Genomic DNA, 19,628 nt, shown 5'->3' with positions numbered 1-19,628 from the left:
AACATGCCCCTCACCCTCCCGCCGCTGCGCGGCGGGTCCCTCCCTCTCCCCGTTTCACGGGGCGAGGGTTTACGGTGACGGGCTCGCGATGAAGTTCGGCGAAATACCGGTGACGGATGCAACCGGCGCCATTCTGGCGCATTCGGTCAAGCATAAGACCGGCATGTTCAAGAAGGGCCGTGTGCTGACCCCGGCCGATGTCGCGCTGCTCGAGGAAAGCGGCGTCGTCCAGGTCTTCGCGGCGCGGCTGTCGGATGACGACGTGCCGGAGGACAAGGCGGCGGAGACCGTGGCCAAGGCAATTGCCGGCGACGGCACGACCGTGCAGGCGCCCTTCACCGGGCGCGCCAATCTGCATGCGCATCGCCGCGGACTCGTGGTCATCGACGGCGATCGCGTGCGGGCCTTCAACCGGGTGCATGAGAATCTGACGCTCGCCACCTCGGCCCCCTTCGAGATCGTCGAGGAGCGGCAGCTGGTGGCGACGGTGAAGGTCATTCCCTTCGCGGTGCCGCGCGACATGCTGGAAGACGGGCTGTCGGTCATCGGCTCGGATCCGCTCATCCGCGTCGAAGGCTTCAAACATCGCAAAGCCGGCCTCGTCATCACCAGACTTCCGCAGACCAAGCCGACGATCGTCGCCAAATCCGAAGAGGCGATCCGCGAGCGCATCGCGGCGCTCGACGGCGAGCTCGTCGACGTGATGGTGGTCGATCATGCCGTGGCGCCGGTCAGCGATGCGGTGTCGGCGCTGCACGGCAAGGGCCTCAATCCGATCCTGATCTTCGGCGCGTCGGCGATCGTCGATCGGGGCGATGTCATCCCCGCCGCCCTCCAACAGGCGCAAGGCGAGGTCGTGCATCTCGGCATGCCGGTCGATCCAGGCAATCTCATGATGTTCGGGAGACTCGAAGGGGCTTCGGTAATCGGCGTTCCCACCTGCGCGCGCTCGCCCAAGCTCAATGGTTTCGACTGGGTGCTGGCGCGGCTCATGGCGGGTCTGCATGTCTCCGGCCAGGACATCATGGACATGGGAGCCGGGGGGATTACTCAAGGAAATTCCGACGCGCCCGGCGCCGCGAGAAGGCGGGGAGGCGAAGCCGCAAAGGGCACCGAACATCGCTGGGCTGATCCTCGCGGCCGGCCGCTCAACCCGCATGGGCGCCAATAAGCTCCTCGCTAGGATCGATGACCGCGCGATGATCCGCATGACGGTGGAAGCCATGCTGGCCTCCGCGGCCAGGCCGGTGATCGTCGTCACCGGTCATGAGCGCGAGCGCGTCGAGGCGGCGCTGACCGGTCTCGATGTGCATTTCGTCCACAATCCGGCCTATGCTTCGGGCCTCGCCAGCTCGCTCAAGGCAGGGCTGGCCGATATGCCGGGCGATGCCGATGGCGTGGTTGTGGGGCTGGGCGACATGCCGCTGGTGGCGGGCCGCCATATCAATCGGCTCATCGCCGCCTTCAGCCCGGCGGAGAAACGCTCCATCATCGTGCCCGTCCATGCCGGCGAGCGTGGCAATCCGGTGCTCTGGAGCCGCGCCTATTTCGCCGAGATGCTGGCGCTCGACGGCGACCGCGGCGCCAAGGGCCTCATGGAGGCGCATGAGGACCATATCGCTGAAGTCCAGGTGAGATCCGATGTGGTGCTCGCCGATTTCGACACGCCGGAAGCGCTGGCCCGGCTCAAGACCTCTCCACAATAGAAAGTATAGAGAATGATCGAATTGCCTTTCGCGCGCGCGGAGTATGATGTGCGGCTGAAAAAGATCAGGACCGAGATGGCAAGGCGCGGTCTCGATCTGCTGATCGTCAACGACGTCGCCAATCAGCATTACATCACTGCCTATGACGGCTGGTCGTTCTACACGCCGCAAGTGGTTCTGGTGCCGATCGAGGTTGCCGAGCCCGTGTGGATCGGCCGCGCCATGGACGCGGCCGGCGGGCTGCTCAGCGCCTGGATGAAGCCTGAGAATGTGGTCGGCTTTCCGGAGGACCATGTGCAGCGCGCCGACCGCCATCCGATGGACTGGATCGCCCAATGGATCACCGCCAAGGGTTGGGGCAACCGCCGCATCGGCATCGAACTTGAAGCTTATTACTACTCGCCCAAGGCCCATGCGCGGCTCACGGCGGGACTTCCCAATGCGAAATTCCACGACGCCGATCTGCTGGTGAACTGGATTCGCGCGGTGAAGTCGAAATCCGAGATCGACTATCTGCGCAAGGCGTCGTTCCTGGCCGAGGCCGCCGTCGCCAAGGCGTATGAGGTGATTGCGCCCGGCGTGCGCGAATGCGACGCCATCGCCCAGATCCAGGCCGCGCAAGTGGCCGGAAGCCCCGATTTTGCCGGCGACATCACGGCGCTGCCGCCGACCATCCTGGCCGGCGAGAATGCGTCGGCGCCGCATGTCATGTGGAGCGACCGCCGCTTCGGCGCCAATGAGACCATCGCGCTGGAGCTGGCCGGCGTCTGCCGGCGTTATACGGCGGGCCTCGCCCGCACCATGCAGCTGGGCAAAACGCCGCAACCGGTGGCCGATACGGCGAAGGCCGTGCTCGAGGGCATGGACGCGGTCCTGGCGGCGACGAAGCCCGGCATTCTCGCCGAAGAGGTTGAAGCGGCCTGGCGCAAGGTGATCCATCGCCATGGCCTCAAGAAGGAATCGCGTATCGGCTATTCGATCGGTGTTGCCTATCCCCCCGATTGGGGCGAGCATACGATCAGCCTTCGTCCAGGCGACAAGACGGTCCTGGAGCCGGGCAATGTCGTGCATTGCATTCTCGGCATGTGGATGGATGGCTGGGGCATCGAGGTGAGCGAGACCATCCATGTCACCGATCATGGCAACGAGACGCTGACCAATTTCCCGAGGGAGATCCATGTCAAAGCGTGAGCAGGAGATGGCGGCGGACATTCTCGATCGGATGATCGAGATCCGCCGCCATCTGCACCGACATCCGGAACTGTCGAACGAGGAAGCGAAGACACAGGCCTATCTGAAAGACGCGCTCGAGAAGGAAGGCCTTGCCGGCATCCGCGAAGTGGCAGGCTATGGCCTCGCCGTCGACATTGTCGGCGAGGCAGCACCCTCCAACCGCAAGGTGGCGATCAGGGCCGATATAGACGCGCTGCCGATCCTGGAAGAGTCGGGCGTCGATTTCGCCTCCCGCAATCCGGGCGTGATGCATGCCTGCGGGCATGACGCGCATGCGGCGATGGTCTTCGCCACCGCGGCGCATCTGCACCGCACGCGCGGCAGCTTCGGCGGCACGGTCAGGATCATCTTCCAGCCGGCCGAGGAGGCCGAGCCTCTGGGCGGCCGGCGCGTGGTCGAGGAGGGGTTGCTCGACGATGTCGACGGCGCCATCGGCATTCATGTCGATCCCTATACGGAGACAGGCAAGATCGCGGTCGGAAGCGGACCCTACACGCTCGCCTGCGATATTTTCGATGCGACGGTCACCGGTTCCTCCGCCCATGCGGCGAAGCCGTCGGAGGGCGTCGATGCGATCGCCGCCGCCGCCGCGATGGTTTCGGAAGTGCAGAAGATCGTGGCGCGCGAAATCGACCCTTATGATCCGCTGGTTATCTCGGTGACGGGGATCGAGGGGGGCGGCGCCTATAATGTCATCGCCGATAAGGTGCGGCTCAAAGGCACGATCCGCAGCGGTAACGAGGCAACGCGCGCCAAGGCCTGGAAGCGCCTGCGCGAGATCCTGAACGGCGTGGCGCAGTCACACCAGGCCAAGGTCGAGCTCGACATCAAGCGCGGCGAACCGCCGGTGGTGAACGACAAGGAGCTCACCCAGATCGTCAGCGACAGCGCCGCCAGGCATTTCGGCGCGGAGAATGTGCTGAACGCGCCCGGCTGGACGGCGGCTGACGATTTCGGCTTCTATAGCGAGAAACGCCCGTCGGTCTATTTCCGCCTCGGCATCCGCAATGAAGCGATGGCGGCTGTCTATCCGCTGCATCATCCGAAGTTCCGGGTCGACGAGGCGGCGCTGCCGGTGGGCGCCATGACGCTGGTGGCGGCGGCGCAGCGTTTCCTGGCGAGGGACAAGCGGGACTGAGTGCCACTTGCCTATCTAAACCGGTCGGTCTAGAGTTGAAAGGACGGTTTAGACAGGAGGTATTCATGGCCGCTCTCGTTCCCCCCTTCACGCGCGAAACCGCGACCGCCAAGGTTCGCATGGCCGAGAACGGCTGGAACAGCCGGGATCCGGCGCGCGTGGCGCTCGTCTATACGGAAGACAGCCAGTGGCGGAACCGCGCCGAATTCCCGGTGGGACGCGCGCAGATCGTCGAGTTCCTCACTCGCAAATGGGCGCGCGAGCTCGACTACCGGCTGATCAAGGAGCTGTGGACCTTCGGCGGCAACCGCATTGCGGTGCGCTTCGCCTATGAATGGCATGATGACAGTGGCCATTGGTTCCGCTCCTACGGTAACGAGAACTGGGAGTTCGCCGAGGTCAGGCCTGATGCAGCGCCGCTTCGCCTCGATCAACGACCTGCCGATCAAGGAGAACGAGCGCAAATTCCATTGGGCGCTCGGCCGGCGGCCCGACGATCATCCCGGCCTTTCCGATCTCGGGCTTTGAGATGCGCGAAGTCTTCGAAAGGGACGATGTAATTCCGCTCGTCGCCGAAGTGTTCCGCGAGCTTGGCTATGAAGGCGCATCACTCAGCGTCATCACTCAGCGCACCACGCTCTCGAAAGGCAGCCTCTATCACTTCTTTCCGGGCGGCAAAGAGGAGATGGCGGCGGAAATCCTCGCCCATGTGGACGCCTGGTTCGTCGAGGAAGTCTTCAAGCCGCTCGAGGAGGGCGATCCGGAACAGGCGATTGCCCGGATGTGGAAATCCGTCGACAGCTATTTCCAGTCCGGCCGCCGCATCTGCCTTATCGGCGCCTTTGCGCTGGACGAGACGCGCGACCGTTTCGCCGGTGTGATCCGCAACTACTTCAAGCGCTGGGTCGCGGCGCTTGAGAGCGCGCTGAAGCGCTGTGGCCGAGAGGCGCGGCAGGCGAGAGCGGACGCTGAGGAAACGGTGAGCGGCATACAGGGAGCACTGACCTTGGCGCGCGCGCTGAACGACAAGGCCGTCTTCGGCCGCAGCTTGCGCCGGCTGCAGCAGCGCCTCGCTGTTCCTCTTCCGGTACCTTGAGGATGAACGTCTCATCGGTTCGACGATTTGTTGCTCGGCGTAGCAGATTGGCACAGTCTAACATTGTGCTTGCCAGCAAATCCGGCAAAGGCGCAAGCTGCGATGGCTTTGACGTAATCCCAAGGGAGAGCCTCAATGCCTATCAACTTCATCACCAACGATCCCAACGCCCCCGGCGCCAGTGTGAAGACCATCACGCCAACGCCTGACCGGCCGGCGACCAAGATGAGTTTCAATGTCACATCGCTTCCGGCGATGGCGGTCTACCCGCCCAATACGGTGAATTTCGTCGCCTGGCAGGCGCGCGAAGCGGCGCTGCGCGCCCTCATCACTTTCGAGAAGATTGCGGGGCGGCTGGTCGGCTGGACCGGCAAGGCGACGAAGAAAAAGCTCAAGCTGAATCCCGATCTCGGCGAAGATCTCAATGCCTATTACGATCAGGAGAGCGTGTCGTTCTTCGACTACAAGATCGGCAGCAAGATCCTCTATTCGGGGGCAAGCACGGATGTGGTGGCACATGAGGTCGGCCATGGCATTCTGGATTCGCTCAGGCCCGATCTGTGGAACGTCAACATGATGGAGGTCGCGGCCTTCCATGAGGGCTTCGGCGACTGCGTCGCCGTCATGACCGCGCTCTCCGACAGGCCGACCCGGGTCGCCGTGCTCAAGAAGAATGGCAAGCTCACCAAGGCGAATTTCGCCGAAGCCACCGCGGAGCAACTTTCCTGGGGCATCCGCAAGGTCGCGGGTCCAACCCACAATGCGTCGAAACCGCGGCACGCCCTCAACAAGTTCAAATGGGCCTTCCCCTCGAGCCTGCCGATGAACGGCAAGCCGGAGGTTCTCATCAATGAGGTCCATAGTTTCGGCCAGCTCACCAGCGGCTGTTATTTCGAGCTCATCGGCGAGATCTTCCGGGCCGGGCCGAGCAGCCAGTCGCGTTTATGGTCGGCCTGCCAGAAGGCGACCAAGCTGCTGGCGCTCGCTGTCAAATCCGCGCCGGTCAAGCCGCGCTTCCTGGAATCGGTCGGGCGCGCGATGATCCTCGCCGATCGCCAGCAAGGCACCAGCTCCGACGGGACGGGACTGAACGAAGCCCATATCCGCACGGCCTTCGATCGGCACGGCATCACGCTCGGTGTTTCGAGCTTCCTGGCGCCGCGCGCGGCCCTCGGCGGCCGAGCCGGCGCCCTGTCGACACCGGGCAAGAGCACGCTTCGTTCGATCCTCGATGCCGGTCCGAATGCGACGCTGGCGACACGGCCCTTCGCGCTCGGCAGGCCGGGCAGCACCGAGGTGACCGGCTACCGCGCCGTCGATCTCAGCGGCCTGTCGGCAGGTCTGAAGAATGTCAAAGCCTATACGCCGCAAGTGGCGATCGTCGGTCATGCCGCCGGCGCGACCGCCGTTCTGGGGTCGGTCGAATCAAGCGTCTCGGTCGAGGAAGAGGTGCGCGACTATGTCGCCACTCTTGTGCAGCGCAAGCTCATCGATTTCGAAGGGCCGTCGCGCGAGAGCGCCAAGCGCGGAAAAGCCAGAAAGGCGGCCGGTTTCGTATCCTCGTCAAAGCGTCCGACCCATGTGGTGCGGCGGCGCGGCAAGGAGGCGGTGCTGGAGCGGCTGCGCTTCGGCTGCCGCTGTCACCTTTGTTCTGAACTAGAAGAATGATTTGCGCTTCTCGATAAGGCGGCCGGCCTTCTGGCCTTTCTTCTTGAGCAGCAGATGAGTCTGGCCGGGCTCGAGAGGCGCGTCGGGGTCGTCGGTCTCTTTGACCTGGCCGTGGGCGCGAAGCGACTCGAGAAGGCGCTTCTCCTCAGCCGAATCTGCCGGCTTTGCGGATTTGGGGCGCGACGGCGCGCTCTTCTTGCTCATGATGTCTCTCCGAACCGATCGACTTCACCAGAGCAATATATAGGCACGATAGCCGGCGTGCCAATGGATCGATGATAGTCGTCGGGCGCCATGCCGCAAATGCATTGGTGGAATGGCGATCTTCCGGGCTAAAAGCGCCCGGCATAATCGACCGGGATCTCGAGATGACGGAACAAAAGATCGGCTGGAGCGCGCTGCTCTCCGGCAGCAATGGCATACGTTCGCTGGCCCTGGCCGGCGGCGTCGCTTTGCATGCGATCAATGTCTATATCGCGACGACGATCCTGCCGTCCGTCGTCGCCGAGATCGGCGGGCTCGATTATTATGCATGGAACACCACGCTCTTCATCGTCGCCTCGATCATCGGGTCGGTTCTGTCGGCGAATCTGCTCGCGGTGTCGGGCCCGCGCGGCGCCTATGTCGTGGCGGCAGGACTGTTCGGCCTCGGCACCTTCATCTGCGCGCTGGCACCCAGCATGCCCATTCTGCTGCTCGGGCGCTTCGTCCAGGGCCTTGGCGGCGGTCTTCTCTTCGCGCTCGCCTATGCGATGATCCGGCTCGTCTTTCCGCAGGCTCTCTGGCCGCGCGCGATGGCTGTCGTCTCCGGCATGTGGGGAGTGGCGACGCTCGCCGGTCCCGCCATCGGTGGCACTTTTGCCGAACTCGGCAGCTGGCGCATGGCCTTTTGGGCGGTGCTGCCGACGACCGGGCTTTTTGCCGCTTTGGCCTTCGCCATCCTGCCTGGAAGAAGTCCGGATACGGATGAAAAGCCGGGGCTGGCCGTGCCGCAACTGGCGCTTCTGATCCTCGCGGTGTTCGTCGTCTCGCTCGGCAGCGTCAATCCGAAGCTGGTCTGGAATATTGCCGGCATCGCGGCCGCGCTTTTCCTTGTCGCAATCCTTGTTCTCATCGAGGGCAGGGCCGAGACGCGCCTTCTGCCGCGCGGCGCCTTCCGTCTTTCAAGTCCGCTTTGCATGCTGTTCGTCACTATTTCGGTGCTGGCCATAGCGGTGACCGTGAGCGAGATGTTCATCCCGCTCTTCCTGCAGGTGCTGCATGCGCAGACGCCGCTGATCGCCGGCTATCTCTCCGTCCTCATGTCGGTGGGCTGGACCATGGGATCGATCATGAGTTCGAGCAATCAGGGCCGGCGCGCCGAGAAGGCGGTGCGGCTGGCGCCCGTCGTCGCTTTGTCCGGCATGATCCTCCTGGCGCTGCTCATGCCCGGCGGCAGCCAGGGAGAATGGCTGGTGCTGGGGCCACTCTCCGCCGCCTTCATATTGGTTGGCGCCGGGGTAGGTATCAGCTGGCCACATCTTTTGACGCGCATCCTGCAAGCGGCCCCGCCGGGCGAGCAGGATCTTGCTTCCGCCTCGATCACCACGGTGCAGCTCTTCGCCACCGCCTTGGGCTCAGCGCTCGCTGGCATGGTCGTCAATCTCGCCGGGCTTACCGATCCGGGCGGCCATGCCGGCACGCAGAACGCCGCCTTCTGGCTCTTCGCCGTCTTTGCGATAGCGCCATTGATCGGCGTCTTCTCCGCCGCACGCGCCCTTGGCAAAGACGAGCGCAGATAGATATTGCGTCGGTTTCTTCGAGCGCGGTACGTTGGGTAAGAATTATCTCGAATTCTCTTATTTTTGGGACGTACCTGGGACTTGGAGATCAAAAAGCTCCGCCGGCTCTGTCAATAAAGAATATTGGTCACACCGAAGCCAAGGTATCCATGATGTCGGGTCAGGCCGGTTGGATGAGATGGTTGCCAGGGCTTCATACTCTGCGTCGGTATGAGGCGGCGTGGCTGCGCAATGACTTCGTGGCCGGGCTGGTCCTGGCGACAATGCTGGTACCTGTGGGGATCGCCTATGCGGTAGCTTCGGGCCTGCCGGGCATAAATGGTCTCTACGCCACGATCATACCCTTGCTGGTCTACGCATTGCTCGGCCCCAGCCGGATTCTGGTCCTCGGACCGGACTCGTCCCTGGCTCCGATCATTCTTGCCGTGGTGCTGGCGCAGTCGGCCGGCGATCCGCAACGCGCCGTGGCGCTGGGGGCGACGATGGCGGTCGTTTCCGGAATCGTGTGCATCATGGCCGGCGTCGCGCGCCTGGGCTTCGTAACCGAACTTCTCTCCAAGCCGATCCGCTACGGCTATATGAACGGAATTGCGCTCACGGTTCTGATCAGCCAGCTGCCCAAGCTTCTCGGTTTCTCGATCGAGAGCGATGGGCCGTTGCGAAATCTTTGGGCGATCGCCACGGCGGTCCTCAACGGAAAGATAAACTGGACGGCTTTCGCGGTGGGGGCAGGCACACTGGCGATCATCCTGCTTCTCAAACGCAGGAAGGTCGTGCCAGCCATCCTGATCGCTGTCGTCGTCGCGACCGCCGTGGTGGGATTGCTCGATCTTGGGACACGCGCCGGTGTGTCCGTCCTCGGTCCGTTGCCGCGGGGGTTGCCGGCATTCGACGTTCCGTGGATCACCACTGCAGATATCGTTCCCGTCCTGATTGGAGGCTTCGCGGTCGCTCTGGTCTCCTTCGCCGACACCAGCGTGCTGTCGCGCAGCTATGCGGCACGGATGGGAGACAAGGTCGACCCCAACCAGGAGATGGTGGGCCTCGGCGCCGCCAATCTGGCCGCCGGTTTCTTTCAAGGTTTCCCGATCAGCAGCAGCTCCTCGCGCACGCCGGTCGCGGAGGCTGCAGGCGCCCGCACCCAGATGACGGGCGTGATCGGTGCGCTGGTCGTCGTGCTCCTGCTGCTGGCGGCGCCGAACCTGCTCGAGCATCTCCCGAACAGCGCCTTGGCGGCGGTCGTGATCGCCGCCGCCATCGGGCTGTTCGAATTCGCCGATCTGCGCCGCATCTATCGCATCCAGCCATGGGAGTTCTGGCTCTCCATCGTCTGCACGATAGGGGTTGCGGTATTCGGCGCGATCCCAGGCATAGGCCTGGCGATCGTGATCGCGGTCATCGAGTTCCTCTGGGACGGCTGGCGCCCGCATTCGGCCGTTCTGGGACATGCCGAGGGCGTCGAGGGCTATCATGACATCACACGCTATCCCGATGCGCAGCGCATACCCGGCCTCGTCCTGTTCCGGTGGGACGCCCCCTTGTTCTTCGCCAATGCGGAGCTTTTCAAGGAGCGCGTGCTGGCCGCGGCGGCTGCCTCGCCGACGCCGGCACGGTGGCTGGTCGTCGCGGCGGAACCGGTGACCAGCGTCGATGTCACCGCGGCCGACGCGCTGGCCGAACTGAACAGCAGCTTGCGCGAAATGGGGATCGAGTTGCGCTTCGCCGAGCTGAAAGACCCCGTGAAGGACAAGCTCAAGAGATTTGGCCTGTTCGCGCAATTCGGAGAAGAGTTCTTCGTTCCAACGATCGAAGCCGCGGTCCGCAGATATACGAAGGAGCATGTCGCACCTTGATGGCGAAGGCAGCCGTCGCTCAAGCCGGTGTCAGATGCCAGTGACGCTTCGAGGCGCCGAGCAGGAGCTGCGTCTCGACATTGCGTGCGCCGGGCAAGGTGCCGATCACGTCGGTCAGGAAGGCAAAGATATCATCATTGTGAGGCAGCACCGCCGTGGCGAAGAGGGGCGTGTCGCCTGTGGTGGCGATGAGATAGCGCACAGCGGGGTGAGCCGCGAGCGTGTCGGCCGTCTGGCGCAGCGATGACCTGTCGCTGTCGAGCCACATCATCAGCTCCACGTCGAAACCGAGCAGCGACGGCTCGACGACAGTGCGGAAGTGGAGAATGCCGCGTTCGAGGAGGGCGTCCATGCGGCGCTTCGCCGTTGAGGGGCTGGTATTGGCTGCGGCGGCGAGCTCCAGCACCGACATCCGGCCGTTCCCGCGCAGGGCGCCAAGGATCGCTGATTCCTGGACATCGAGCTTACCGTGATCTCCCGCCTCGGTGCCTTTGGACGCCGGGAGCATGGACTCTTTCCTGATCTCGGCGGCCGCCCTCGCATCGAGTATGCCCGGGTCCCAGGCATAGGCGCCCGTGAAGCTCCGCAGGATGATCCGGCTCGCATGCTGCAGCACGCCATCGATCGTCGCGAGCCGTTGCTCGATGAAAGACATGAGTTCTTCACGGCCCGGTGCGACCGCCTCGACCAGACAGGCGGACGGGCCGGTGAGGAGGCCGACGAAGCGTACTTGCGGATCCTTTGCGATCGTCCTCGCCACTTTCGCCGCCGTGCCGGGTTTGCAGGCAAGGCGAATCGAGGCGGACAGGCTGCGGCTACCGCGCGGTTCCTCGGTCATGCCCACCACGGTGACCAGCCCGGACGCGAGCAAACGCTGGGCACGCCGCGCCACGGTCGATTCCGAGACGCCAAGAGCTCGCGCGATGAGCTCCCAAGGTGCCCGGGGGCTGATATGCAGCGCCGCCACGATGGCTCGCTCAACACTGTCCAGCTGTGCGGTTGCCGTCATGACACCTTCTCCCAACAGAGTCGTCCCTGCTGGACTCCTCCATAATTGTGATGATATATGCAGGATATCGTCAAAAATATCAACATTATGCAAGATTTCAGCAGTCAGGGGGCGGCAATGGAGACTTCGGCCACACAACGGGCGCAGGGCGCGGAACAGACGGGCCGGATCAAGCCGATCCTCGCCGGCGGTATCGGCAATCTGGTCGAGTGGTTCGACTGGTCCGCTTACGCCTTCCTGGCGCCGATATTCGCGCAGCAGTTCTTCCCGAGCTCGAGTCCAACCGCAAGCCTGCTTTCCACATTGCTCGTCTTCGCGGTGGGATTCTTCATGCGACCGCTGGGGGCGGCGATCATCGGGTCGTATTCCGACCGCTTCGGACGCAGCAACGCGCTGGCCTTGACCATCTTCCTGATGTCGGCCGGTGCTCTGATCATCGGGCTCACGCCCAATGCCGAGGCGATCGGCATCCTGGCGCCGATCATGCTTGTCTTTGCCCGGCTGCTCCAAGGCTTCTCCGCCGGCGGCGAATTCGGCTCCTCGGCCACCTTCATGGTGGAGTATGCGCCGCCCAACAGACGCGCTTTCGTCGGATCCTTTCAGCAGGTATCGGTGGTGGGCGGCACGCTGCTCGCCTCCGCCATGGCGGCGCTGCTGACGAGCGTGCTGAGCGCCGAGGACATGGCCTCCTATGGCTGGCGCATACCCTTCATCATCGGCGCCGTGCTCGGCGTGGTCGGGCTGTGGCTGCGCCGCTCGATCGCCGAGCCTGAGAGCTATGCGGCCGCCAAGGCGCAAGGACGTCAAGTCCGCACGCCGCTGCTGGAGGCGATCAAGCGGCATCCGCGCGCCATGCTCAGGGTAGTGCTGGTGACTGTCGCGCCGACCGTCGTCTATTATATGTGGATCATCTATCTGCCGACCTTCGCGCGCAGCACCGTCGAGGCGAGTCTCAGCGATGCGCTCAAGGCCAATACGATCGCGCTCGCGGCGCTTCTGTTCCTGCTGCCGCTCGGCGGTCTGCTGTCGGACTGGATCGGGCGGCGCGCCACCATGTTCATGGCGGCGGCGGGCTTCGCGCTCCTGACCTGGCCGCTGCTCACCAGCATGACGGGCTCCTTCGAGTCGATCCTGTTCGTGCAGCTTGCCGGCATCGCCCTTTATGCGCTGTTCGGGGCCAATTCCTGCGCCATCATGGTGGAGCAGTTCCCCGCCGAAGTGCGCACGGCGGGCGTCTCGCTGCCCTATGCACTGGCCGTCGCCGTGTTCGGCGGCACCGCGCCCTATCTCAGCCAGTGGCTGAACAGCCAGGGATCGGGGCACCTGTTCCTCGTCTATGTCATAGCGATCAACGTCATCGGCATGATCGTCTATCTCACGATGCCCGAAACCAAAGACAAACCTCTCAACTGAAATACACTCGAAGGAGTCCGGGACGATGACGAACCAGTCCAGCGCCAAGGATATTGCCGATGCCGTCGCCGCGAGATTGAGCGGCAACGATCTCCTTGAGCTCACAGCCGCCATCTCGCGCGAGGTGCGCCTGAGCGGCAGCGCCGAGGAGGCGCGCAGCTTCGAGACCATCAAGGCCATGCTCGATGCAGCTGGATTGCGCACCAGGCTCATGCATCATGAGGGCTATGTCAGTCTGCCGCTCAAGGCACGGATCGTGGTGGGAAGTGAAGAGCTTCCCGCCATCACCCATTCGCTCTCGGCCGCGACGCCGCCCGCCGGCATCCAGGCTCGCCCGGCCGATATCGGCTGGAACGCGCCCGGCCCGGACGCGGCGGAGGCCGTGCTCATCTGCGACGGCATTGCGATGCATGGGCTGGTTTCGCGCAATGAACGGGCAGGGGCCGCCGCGCAGATCTTCATCTGCGGCGAGCTCACGCATGAGATGTGTGTGTCGGCCGTGTGGGGATCACCGGCGCCGGAAGATTTCGCGAAATTGCCGCGCACGCCCGTCGTCTCGGTCACGCAGGAGGTGGGCGAGCGGTTGCGCAGCCTGATTGCCAAGGGTGCGAAGACCATCACCGTGCATGCCGAGGTCGACACCGGCTGGCGCCGCCTGCCGCTGCTCATCGCCGATCTCTGCCCGCCGGGGATCGACGGCCTCGATCAATCCTCCGCGCCCTATATCCTGTTTTCCGGGCATCTCGATTCCTGGCATCTCGGCGCCATGGACAACGGCTCGGCCAATGCCGTCATGGTCGGCGTCGCGCGCGAGCTCGCGAAACATCGGCCGGCGATGCGCCGCAGCCTGCGGCTCGCCTTCTGGTCCGGGCATTCGCATGGACGCTATGCCGGGTCGGCCTGGTATGCGGACGAGTTTCATCACGATCTGTCGACGCGCTGCATTGCGCATGTGAATATCGATTCAGTCGGCGGTCAGGGTGCCACGGTGTTGACCGATGCGGTGGCCATGCCGTCCACTCTCGATTGCGGCGCCCGTGCCATCGCGACGGAATCCGGACAGACCTTCGTCGGCAGCCGGGTGGTGCGCGCCGGTGATCAGTCTTTCGTGCAGCTTGGCGTTCCTTCGCTGTTCATGGCTCTGTCCGAACAGCCGCCCTCGGACACTCTGACATCGCGCGCATTCGGCGGACTCGTGGCCGGCAGCCGCACGGGCGGTCTCGGCTGGTGGTGGCATACGGTCGCCGATACGCTGGACAAGCTCGATGCCGAACTGCTCGAACGTGACGGCCGCATCTATGGACGCACCCTGGCGGACCTCACTTGCGCCGCCGTGGCGCCGTTGCGGCCCGACAGGCAGGCCGAAGCCTTTGTCACGGAACTGCGCGCGCTGGCGGAGCTCTGCACGCCGTGGTTCGACCTCTCTGGAACGATCACGCTGGCCGAAGCCGCATCGCGCGCGCTCACGGCGCTCGAAGCAGACAGACGACGCAAGCCGGACGAATCCGATGACGAATTGCGGAAAACGAGTGACGCCATGCGGCCGCTGATCGAGCTCGCTTATGCGGGCTCAGGCGTCTACGCACATGATGCCGCCATACCTCTTCCGGCCATTCCGCAGCTGGCGCTGGCGCGCGATCTCGGCAAGCTCGATGAAGCACAGCGGGCCTCGGCGCTCGTGACGCTGCGGCGCCGGCGCAACTATATCGACGACCGGCTGCGCGCCGTTGTGCGGAGCGCGGCAGCGACCCGAAAGACCGCGTGATGCGACTGATCTATGTCTATCCCGGACCGCTGTCGGCGACCGATGGGGGAGGCGGTGAATTGCAGCGGCGCGCGGCGATCCTGCGCGGCTGGGCGGCTCCGGACGTCGAGATCGATGTCGTCGACACCACGGAGCCGGGGCGTGCGCCTGAGGGACCAGTTTCCTTCGAGACGGCCTATGAGGGACATCTGCTGGTCAGGCCGACGGCGCGCGCGCTGGTGGCCGCCGAAGCGGACGGCTATGACGGAGCTATTCTTGGCTGTTTCGGCGATCCCGGCCTCGATGGCCTGCGCGAGCGCCTGTGCCGGTTGCCGCTCATCGGGCCGGGGGCAAGCGCATGCCATGTGGCCGCGATGCTGGGCGACAGATTCGGCATCATCACGACCTCGCCGCTTTTTGTGAATCCGGCACGGCGCTTGGTGGCAGCCCTTGGCTTGCGCGACCGTCTGGCCGGCGTGGAGTTGGTCGGCAAGGAGCCGCGGGCGCTTGCCCATGATGCGGGGGACACACTGGCGCGGATCGTGGGCGCAGCCGACTGGTTGCGTCGGGCAGGTGCCGACACGCTTGTGCTCGGCTGCATGACCATGGGGTTCCTCGATCTTGGCGAGGAGTTGCAGGAACGAACCGGCCTGCCTGTGGTCAATCCGGTCCGGACCGCCTTGCATGCGGCCGAACTTATGGTGCGCAGCCGCCTGCGGCCGAGCAAAGATGCCTTCCCGACCCCCAAGGGCATGATCTACTGATTTTCGGGCGACCCGTCAGATCAGCTTCAAACCGCGGAAGCTGGCATGACCATTGCGGCCGACGATGATGTGGTCATGCACCCTGATGGCGAGCTTGTCGCCGGCGTCGATGAGCTTTCGCGTCATGTCGATATCGGCGATGGAGGGGGTCGTGTCGCCCGATGGGTGATTGTGGACCAGGATGATGGCGCTCGCCGACAGCTCGAGCGCACGATTCATCACCTCGCGCGGATAGACCGGCGTGTGGTCGACGGTGCCTTCGCCCTGCACCTCGTCGGCGATCAGGCCGTTCTTCTTGTCGAGGAACAGGATGCGGAACTGCTCGCGCTCGGCGAAGGCCATGGCGGCGCGGCAGTAATCGATGACGGCGTTCCACGAGGCCAGCAGCGTGCGCCGGTTGATCTCACCCTTGGTGACGCGTTTGGATGCGGCATGGACAATCATCAGCTCGGTCACCACCGCTTCGCCGACACCCGGCACTTCCTTCAGCCGCTCAGGAGTGGCGGCGACGACCTCAGCGAAGCTGCCGAAGCGGGCGATGAGTGCCTTGGCGAGCGGTTTCACATCCTGGCGGGAAATCGCGCGGAATAGAACGAGCTCGAGCAGCTCGTAATCGGGCAGGGCCTCGCCGCCGCCCAAGCGGAAGCGCTCGCGCAGGCGCTCGCGGTGTCCCAGATGATGGGGCTTCGCGTCATCTTCCGACAGGCCCCGTTTCATCTTGTCTCAGTTTTGCGCGGAGGGTGGGTAGTCGAGTCCCTTGGGCGACAGGGTGAATATTTCGCAGCCGGTCTCGGTGACGCCGATCGTGTGCTCGAACTGCGCCGAAAGCGAGCGGTCGCGGGTGACCGCCGTCCAGCCGTCGCTCAGGATCTTCACATGCGGGCGGCCGAGATTGATCATCGGCTCGATGGTGAAGAACATGCCTGGCTTGAGTGCCACGCCTTCGCCGGCGCGGCCATAATGCAGGATATTGGGATGATCGTGGAACTGGCGGCCGAGGCCGTGGCCGCAGAAATCGCGCACCACCGCGCAACGCTCGCCTTCGGCATAGGCCTGGATGGCATGGCCGATATCGCCGGTCTTGTTGCCGGGCTTCACCGCGCCGATGCCGCGCATCAGACTCTCGAAGGTGACTTCCATCAGGCGCTCGGCCTTGCGGTTCACTTCGCCCACCCGGTACATGCGGCTCGCATCGCCATGCCAGCCTTCGACGATCAGCGTCACGTCGATATTGACGATGTCGCCCTCGCGCAGTGCCTTATCATTGGGAATGCCGTGGCAGACGACATGGTTGATCGAAGTGCAGATGGATTTGGGGAAGCCGCGATAATTGAGCGAGGCGGGTACCGCCTTGTTGTCGCGGGCGAATTCGGCGATCGCCCGGTCGAGCGTCTCGGTGGCGACACCCGGCTTGACGAGGGGAACGAGGAGATCGAGGGCCTCGGCGGTCAGCCGGCCGGCCTTGCGCATGGCGGCGAAGCCTTCCGGGCCATGCAGCTTGATCTGGCCGGTGCGGCCTTCGGTGCCTTCTTGGGCGGTAACATAGGTCATGACGGCATTACATAATGAGGAATATCAGGCTCGGCAAGTCACAGGCTTACGCAAGGTCTGAGCGGCTTTGTCCAAGCGATGTGAGAAGTCCTTGATTTCAAGCGGTGTTTCCGCCGGAGGCGGCCAGAAGGATGTTCGCTTCGTTGGCGGCACTCGCGGGCATTTCGGCGACGAACCGGCGCTGATGCATGACGGCGATGCGGTCGGCCACGGCCACAAGCTCCTCGATCTCGGAGGAAATGACGATGATGGCGACACCGGTGGACGCAAGGCGGCGCAGCATTTCGTGAATTTCGGTCTTGGCGCCGATATCGACACCGCGCGTTGGCTCATCGCAGATCAGCATTTTCGGCGCCGTGAGCAGAGCGCGCGCCATCAGCACCTTCTGCTGGTTGCCGCCGCTCAGCTTGACGATCGGCGTGTCGAGGCTCGCGGCGACGAGTTGCAGGCGCTGCAGCATATGGCCGGCAAGTTCGCGCTCCCTGGTTCTGTCGCGGAAGGGCCCGCGCCGCAAGGCGGGCAAGGCGGCGGCGGTCGCATTGGCGATGATGTTGAGGCCCGAGAAGATGCCATCACGCTTGCGATCTTCGGTGAGATAGACAATGCCATGGCCTATGGCTCTGCCCGGTGAGGAAAGATCGAATTTGCGACCATCCTGTTCGACCGCAACAACGGCGGTGTCGCGGTGTTTTCCGCTGAGAGCGCGGGCGAAGGTGGTTCGCCCGGCGCCAACCAGTCCGGCCAGCCCCACGATCTCGCCAGCCTGAAGCGTAAGCCCGCTTTCCTTCTTGTCAGCGCGATAGGTGATGCGGAATGCGGGGCCCGTGGCCACTGCGGTGTCCCGGCTCATACGGGTAAAGGCGCCACTGCGCCCGATCATCAGTTCGATAAGCTCGGGCAGCGCCAGGCCCTTCACCGGCCGGGTCGCGACCTTCCGGCCATCCCGCAAGACGCTGACGCGGTCCGCGATGGCCAGCACCTCGCGCAAGTGATGCGAGACGTAGAGCACCAGCATGCCTTGCGATTTGAGATGGCGGATGATGGTGAAGAGATTGTCCTGCTCGGCGAGCGAGAGAACCGCGGTCGGCTCGTCGAGGATCAGGATGCGCGCTGACAGCGACAAAGCGCGCGCGATCTCGACGAGTTGCTGCTCGGCGACGCTCAATGCGCCGACCTCGGCCTCGGGGTCGAGCTTGAGGCTGAACCGATCGAGGAGGGAGCTTGTATCGTCCAGCAAGCGCCGCCGGTCGATAAGGCCCAGGGCACCGCGTGGCTCGCGCCCGAGAAAGATATTGCGGGCGACCGAAAGCTGCGGGACGAGGCTGAATTCCTGATAGACGGTGGCGATGCCCGAGTCCTGTGCCGCGGCGGGATTGGCGAATTTGACCGCCTGTCCGCCGATGAGGATCTCGCCTTCGCTCGGCGATTGCGCACCGGCGATCAGATGCATGAGCGTGGATTTGCCGGCGCCATTGGCGCCGACAAGGGCGTGGACTTCCCCGGCATCGGCGGAAAGATCCACGCCGGCCAGGGCCACGACGCCGGGAAAGCGCTTGGTGAGGCCCTTGACCGTCAGCAGTGATGCCGCGGTTCCGCCCATTATTGCTTCGGCAGGAAGTCCGCCGGCAACTCGCTCGCCCACCAGTCGTCGGGCGCTTTTTCGTCGGCATATTTGCCGATATCGGCAGGTGCTATGTAGACCGAAGGCACGGCTGTGCCGCGGGTGACGCTGGTGCCTTTCAGGATATCGACGCCGATCTTCACCGCTTCCTGTCCGGCCCGCGTCGGGAAGGTGACGGCTCCGCCTTGCTGATGCTTGGCGACCCATTTCAGCCAGCCATTATATTCATCGCCCGGCGACATGATCACTTCGCTGAGGCGTCCGGCTTCGTCGAAGGCTTCGGCGACGCCGATCGACATCTGGCCGGCGGGCGAGAAGACGCCATCGATCTTGGGGAAGCGCTGCAGCAGATTCTCCGTGATCTGCTTCGCCTTGGCGCGGTTCCAGTCGCCATATTCCGTGCTGACGAGCTCGACATCGGGGAATTCCTTGAGCACGGTCTGCAACGCATCGAGCTGGTCGACCGCCGCCGTCGTGCCGGCGATCGGCAGCATGGCGACGATCTTGCCCTTGCCGCCGAGATCGGCCATCAGCCGGCGCGCCACCATCTCGCCGAGCTGCCATTGGCTGATATAGGCGTTGGAGATCGTTCCCGGATTGTCAGTGAAGCCGCCGCCCGCCTGCACCGTCGGGATGCCCGCCGCGACCGCCCGCTTCAGCACTTCGGCGATGGCATTGTCGTCGACCGGCCAGTAGATGAGCAGGCTGATATTCTGGCGCAGCAGGTCCTCGATATCGGCGACCTGCTTGGCGGGATTGAAAGCGGCGTCGGTCACGATCACTTCGGTGATCTCGGGATGCTTCGAGGCCTCCCAGCGCACATGCTGAAGCGCGAAGACCACCCAGGAGTTGGACAGATAGCCGGCCGATACTCCGATCTTGTACGGGCCGTCCTTCTTGAACCTTGTGGTGTCAACCGCTTCGGCGGCCTTCGCCGTCTGCGCCTTGTCGGTGGACTGGTCGGCCAGGACAGGCACGCTCACGAAGCCGAGCGCGGCAAGCGTGCTCAAAGCGAGGAATGGACGTCGGGCAATCTTCATATTCCTTCTCC

The 19,628-nt window shown here is 64.2% G+C and carries 17 protein-coding genes and 1 pseudogene; 12 read left to right on the top strand and 6 right to left on the bottom strand.

Features of this window, described 5'->3' with window-relative positions; translation table 11 throughout:
* The first annotated feature begins 88 nt into the window (after positions 1-88).
* From G5V57_RS30430 to G5V57_RS30405, 7 genes and pseudogenes are all read left to right on the top strand, one after another.
* Positions 89-1,171, top strand: a complete 1,083-nt coding sequence (locus G5V57_RS30430; RefSeq protein ID WP_206530123.1) for a molybdopterin-binding protein — start codon at positions 89-91, stop codon at positions 1,169-1,171.
* Positions 1,158-1,706 (top strand): NTP transferase domain-containing protein, encoded by a 549-nt coding sequence (locus tag G5V57_RS34020; RefSeq protein WP_206530122.1) that lies wholly within the window; start codon positions 1,158-1,160, stop codon positions 1,704-1,706. Before G5V57_RS30430 ends, G5V57_RS34020 begins: the two co-directional genes overlap by 14 nt.
* A gap of 12 nt (positions 1,707-1,718) precedes the next feature.
* On the top strand, positions 1,719-2,897 hold the full coding sequence (locus G5V57_RS30425) for a M24 family metallopeptidase (protein WP_165172428.1): 1,179 nt from the start codon (positions 1,719-1,721) through the stop codon (positions 2,895-2,897).
* Positions 2,884-4,077, top strand: a complete 1,194-nt coding sequence (locus G5V57_RS30420; RefSeq protein WP_165172426.1) for a M20 family metallopeptidase — start codon at positions 2,884-2,886, stop codon at positions 4,075-4,077. Before G5V57_RS30425 ends, G5V57_RS30420 begins: the two co-directional genes overlap by 14 nt.
* A gap of 65 nt (positions 4,078-4,142) precedes the next feature.
* A pseudogene (locus tag G5V57_RS30415) lies at positions 4,143-4,605 on the top strand (DUF1348 family protein).
* Position 4,606: 1 nt separating this feature from the next.
* The gene (locus G5V57_RS30410; protein ID WP_165172424.1) at positions 4,607-5,173 is read left to right on the top strand and encodes a TetR/AcrR family transcriptional regulator; all 567 of its coding nucleotides are present in this window, start codon (positions 4,607-4,609) and stop codon (positions 5,171-5,173) included.
* 135 nt (positions 5,174-5,308) lie between these two features.
* Positions 5,309-6,841 (top strand): M36 family metallopeptidase, encoded by a 1,533-nt coding sequence (locus G5V57_RS30405; RefSeq protein WP_165172422.1) that lies wholly within the window; start codon positions 5,309-5,311, stop codon positions 6,839-6,841.
* On the opposite strand, the gene G5V57_RS30400 is transcribed toward G5V57_RS30405, so the two are convergent.
* On the bottom strand, positions 6,830-7,045 hold the full coding sequence (locus G5V57_RS30400) for a hypothetical protein (protein WP_165172420.1): 216 nt from the start codon (positions 7,043-7,045) through the stop codon (positions 6,830-6,832). The genes G5V57_RS30405 and G5V57_RS30400 overlap by 12 nt on opposite strands.
* A gap of 164 nt (positions 7,046-7,209) precedes the next feature.
* On the opposite strand from G5V57_RS30400, the gene G5V57_RS30395 reads away from it, so the two are divergent.
* Complete coding sequence (locus tag G5V57_RS30395) at positions 7,210-8,622, top strand: MFS transporter (protein WP_165172418.1); 1,413 nt, start codon at positions 7,210-7,212, stop codon at positions 8,620-8,622.
* Positions 8,623-8,774: 152 nt separating this feature from the next.
* Positions 8,775-10,475, top strand: coding sequence for a SulP family inorganic anion transporter (locus G5V57_RS30390; RefSeq protein ID WP_165174331.1), 1,701 nt, complete (start codon positions 8,775-8,777; stop codon positions 10,473-10,475).
* Positions 10,476-10,494: 19 nt separating this feature from the next.
* On the opposite strand, the gene G5V57_RS30385 is transcribed toward G5V57_RS30390, so the two are convergent.
* Positions 10,495-11,484, bottom strand: a complete 990-nt coding sequence (locus G5V57_RS30385; RefSeq protein ID WP_165172416.1) for an Lrp/AsnC family transcriptional regulator — start codon at positions 11,482-11,484, stop codon at positions 10,495-10,497.
* Between the two features lie 117 nt (positions 11,485-11,601).
* Between G5V57_RS30385 and G5V57_RS30380 the strand changes: the two genes are divergently transcribed.
* From G5V57_RS30380 to G5V57_RS30370, 3 genes are read left to right on the top strand one after another with little or no spacing between them, the layout of a single operon-like run.
* Positions 11,602-12,897 carry an MFS transporter gene (locus G5V57_RS30380; protein ID WP_206530121.1) on the top strand — a complete coding sequence of 432 codons (1,296 nt, stop codon included), beginning with the start codon at positions 11,602-11,604 and terminating at the stop codon, positions 12,895-12,897.
* 25 nt (positions 12,898-12,922) lie between these two features.
* A complete protein-coding gene (locus G5V57_RS30375) occupies positions 12,923-14,662 on the top strand; it encodes a M28 family metallopeptidase (protein WP_165172412.1) in 1,740 nt (579 codons plus the stop codon).
* Positions 14,662-15,405, top strand: coding sequence for an aspartate/glutamate racemase family protein (locus G5V57_RS30370; protein ID WP_165172410.1), 744 nt, complete (start codon positions 14,662-14,664; stop codon positions 15,403-15,405). The genes G5V57_RS30375 and G5V57_RS30370 overlap by 1 nt, the downstream gene beginning before the upstream one ends.
* Positions 15,406-15,420: 15 nt before the next feature.
* Here the strand turns inward: G5V57_RS30370 and radC are convergent, their stop codons facing one another.
* The 4 genes from radC to G5V57_RS30350 all read right to left on the bottom strand — a co-directional run bounded on the left by radC (position 15,421) and on the right by G5V57_RS30350 (position 19,617).
* Complete coding sequence (gene radC, locus G5V57_RS30365) at positions 15,421-16,122, bottom strand: DNA repair protein RadC (protein WP_165172408.1); 702 nt, start codon at positions 16,120-16,122, stop codon at positions 15,421-15,423.
* Positions 16,123-16,128: 6 nt separating this feature from the next.
* Positions 16,129-16,956: a type I methionyl aminopeptidase gene (gene map / locus G5V57_RS30360; protein ID WP_165172406.1), complete on the bottom strand. Its 828-nt coding sequence runs from the start codon at positions 16,954-16,956 to the stop codon at positions 16,129-16,131.
* Positions 16,957-17,053: 97 nt separating this feature from the next.
* Positions 17,054-18,556, bottom strand: a complete 1,503-nt coding sequence (locus G5V57_RS30355; protein ID WP_165172404.1) for a sugar ABC transporter ATP-binding protein — start codon at positions 18,554-18,556, stop codon at positions 17,054-17,056.
* Positions 18,556-19,617, bottom strand: coding sequence for a substrate-binding domain-containing protein (locus tag G5V57_RS30350; protein ID WP_165172402.1), 1,062 nt, complete (start codon positions 19,615-19,617; stop codon positions 18,556-18,558). Before G5V57_RS30350 ends, G5V57_RS30355 begins: the two co-directional genes overlap by 1 nt.
* Positions 19,618-19,628: the final 11 nt, after the last annotated feature.

The organism is Nordella sp. HKS 07, from assembly GCF_011046735.1.
In the GTDB taxonomy this organism is placed as follows: Bacteria; Pseudomonadota; Alphaproteobacteria; order Rhizobiales; family Aestuariivirgaceae; genus Taklimakanibacter.
This window is presented reverse-complemented; position numbering and strand designations above follow the sequence as displayed.

Bases quoted from the DNA above. Each gene is read 5' to 3' on its own strand.
- G5V57_RS30355 (WP_165172404.1), bottom strand. From the start codon at position 18,556: ATGGGCGGAACCGCGGCATCACTGCTGACGGTCAAGGGCCTCACCAAG.
- G5V57_RS30395 (WP_165172418.1), top strand. From the start codon at position 7,210: ATGACGGAACAAAAGATCGGCTGGAGCGCGCTGCTCTCCGGCAGCAAT.
- G5V57_RS30390 (WP_165174331.1), top strand. From the start codon at position 8,775: ATGTCGGGTCAGGCCGGTTGGATGAGATGGTTGCCAGGGCTTCATACT.
- G5V57_RS30385 (WP_165172416.1), bottom strand. From the start codon at position 11,484: ATGACGGCAACCGCACAGCTGGACAGTGTTGAGCGAGCCATCGTGGCG.
- G5V57_RS30375 (WP_165172412.1), top strand. From the start codon at position 12,923: ATGACGAACCAGTCCAGCGCCAAGGATATTGCCGATGCCGTCGCCGCG.
- map (WP_165172406.1), bottom strand. From the start codon at position 16,956: ATGACCTATGTTACCGCCCAAGAAGGCACCGAAGGCCGCACCGGCCAG.
- G5V57_RS30350 (WP_165172402.1), bottom strand. From the start codon at position 19,617: ATGAAGATTGCCCGACGTCCATTCCTCGCTTTGAGCACGCTTGCCGCG.
- G5V57_RS30405 (WP_165172422.1), top strand. From the start codon at position 5,309: ATGCCTATCAACTTCATCACCAACGATCCCAACGCCCCCGGCGCCAGT.
- G5V57_RS30400 (WP_165172420.1), bottom strand. From the start codon at position 7,045: ATGAGCAAGAAGAGCGCGCCGTCGCGCCCCAAATCCGCAAAGCCGGCA.
- G5V57_RS30410 (WP_165172424.1), top strand. From the start codon at position 4,607: ATGCGCGAAGTCTTCGAAAGGGACGATGTAATTCCGCTCGTCGCCGAA.
- G5V57_RS30430 (WP_206530123.1), top strand. From the start codon at position 89: ATGAAGTTCGGCGAAATACCGGTGACGGATGCAACCGGCGCCATTCTG.
- G5V57_RS30380 (WP_206530121.1), top strand. From the start codon at position 11,602: ATGGAGACTTCGGCCACACAACGGGCGCAGGGCGCGGAACAGACGGGC.
- radC (WP_165172408.1), bottom strand. From the start codon at position 16,122: ATGAAACGGGGCCTGTCGGAAGATGACGCGAAGCCCCATCATCTGGGA.
- G5V57_RS30425 (WP_165172428.1), top strand. From the start codon at position 1,719: ATGATCGAATTGCCTTTCGCGCGCGCGGAGTATGATGTGCGGCTGAAA.
- G5V57_RS30370 (WP_165172410.1), top strand. From the start codon at position 14,662: ATGCGACTGATCTATGTCTATCCCGGACCGCTGTCGGCGACCGATGGG.
- G5V57_RS34020 (WP_206530122.1), top strand. From the start codon at position 1,158: ATGGGCGCCAATAAGCTCCTCGCTAGGATCGATGACCGCGCGATGATC.
- G5V57_RS30420 (WP_165172426.1), top strand. From the start codon at position 2,884: ATGTCAAAGCGTGAGCAGGAGATGGCGGCGGACATTCTCGATCGGATG.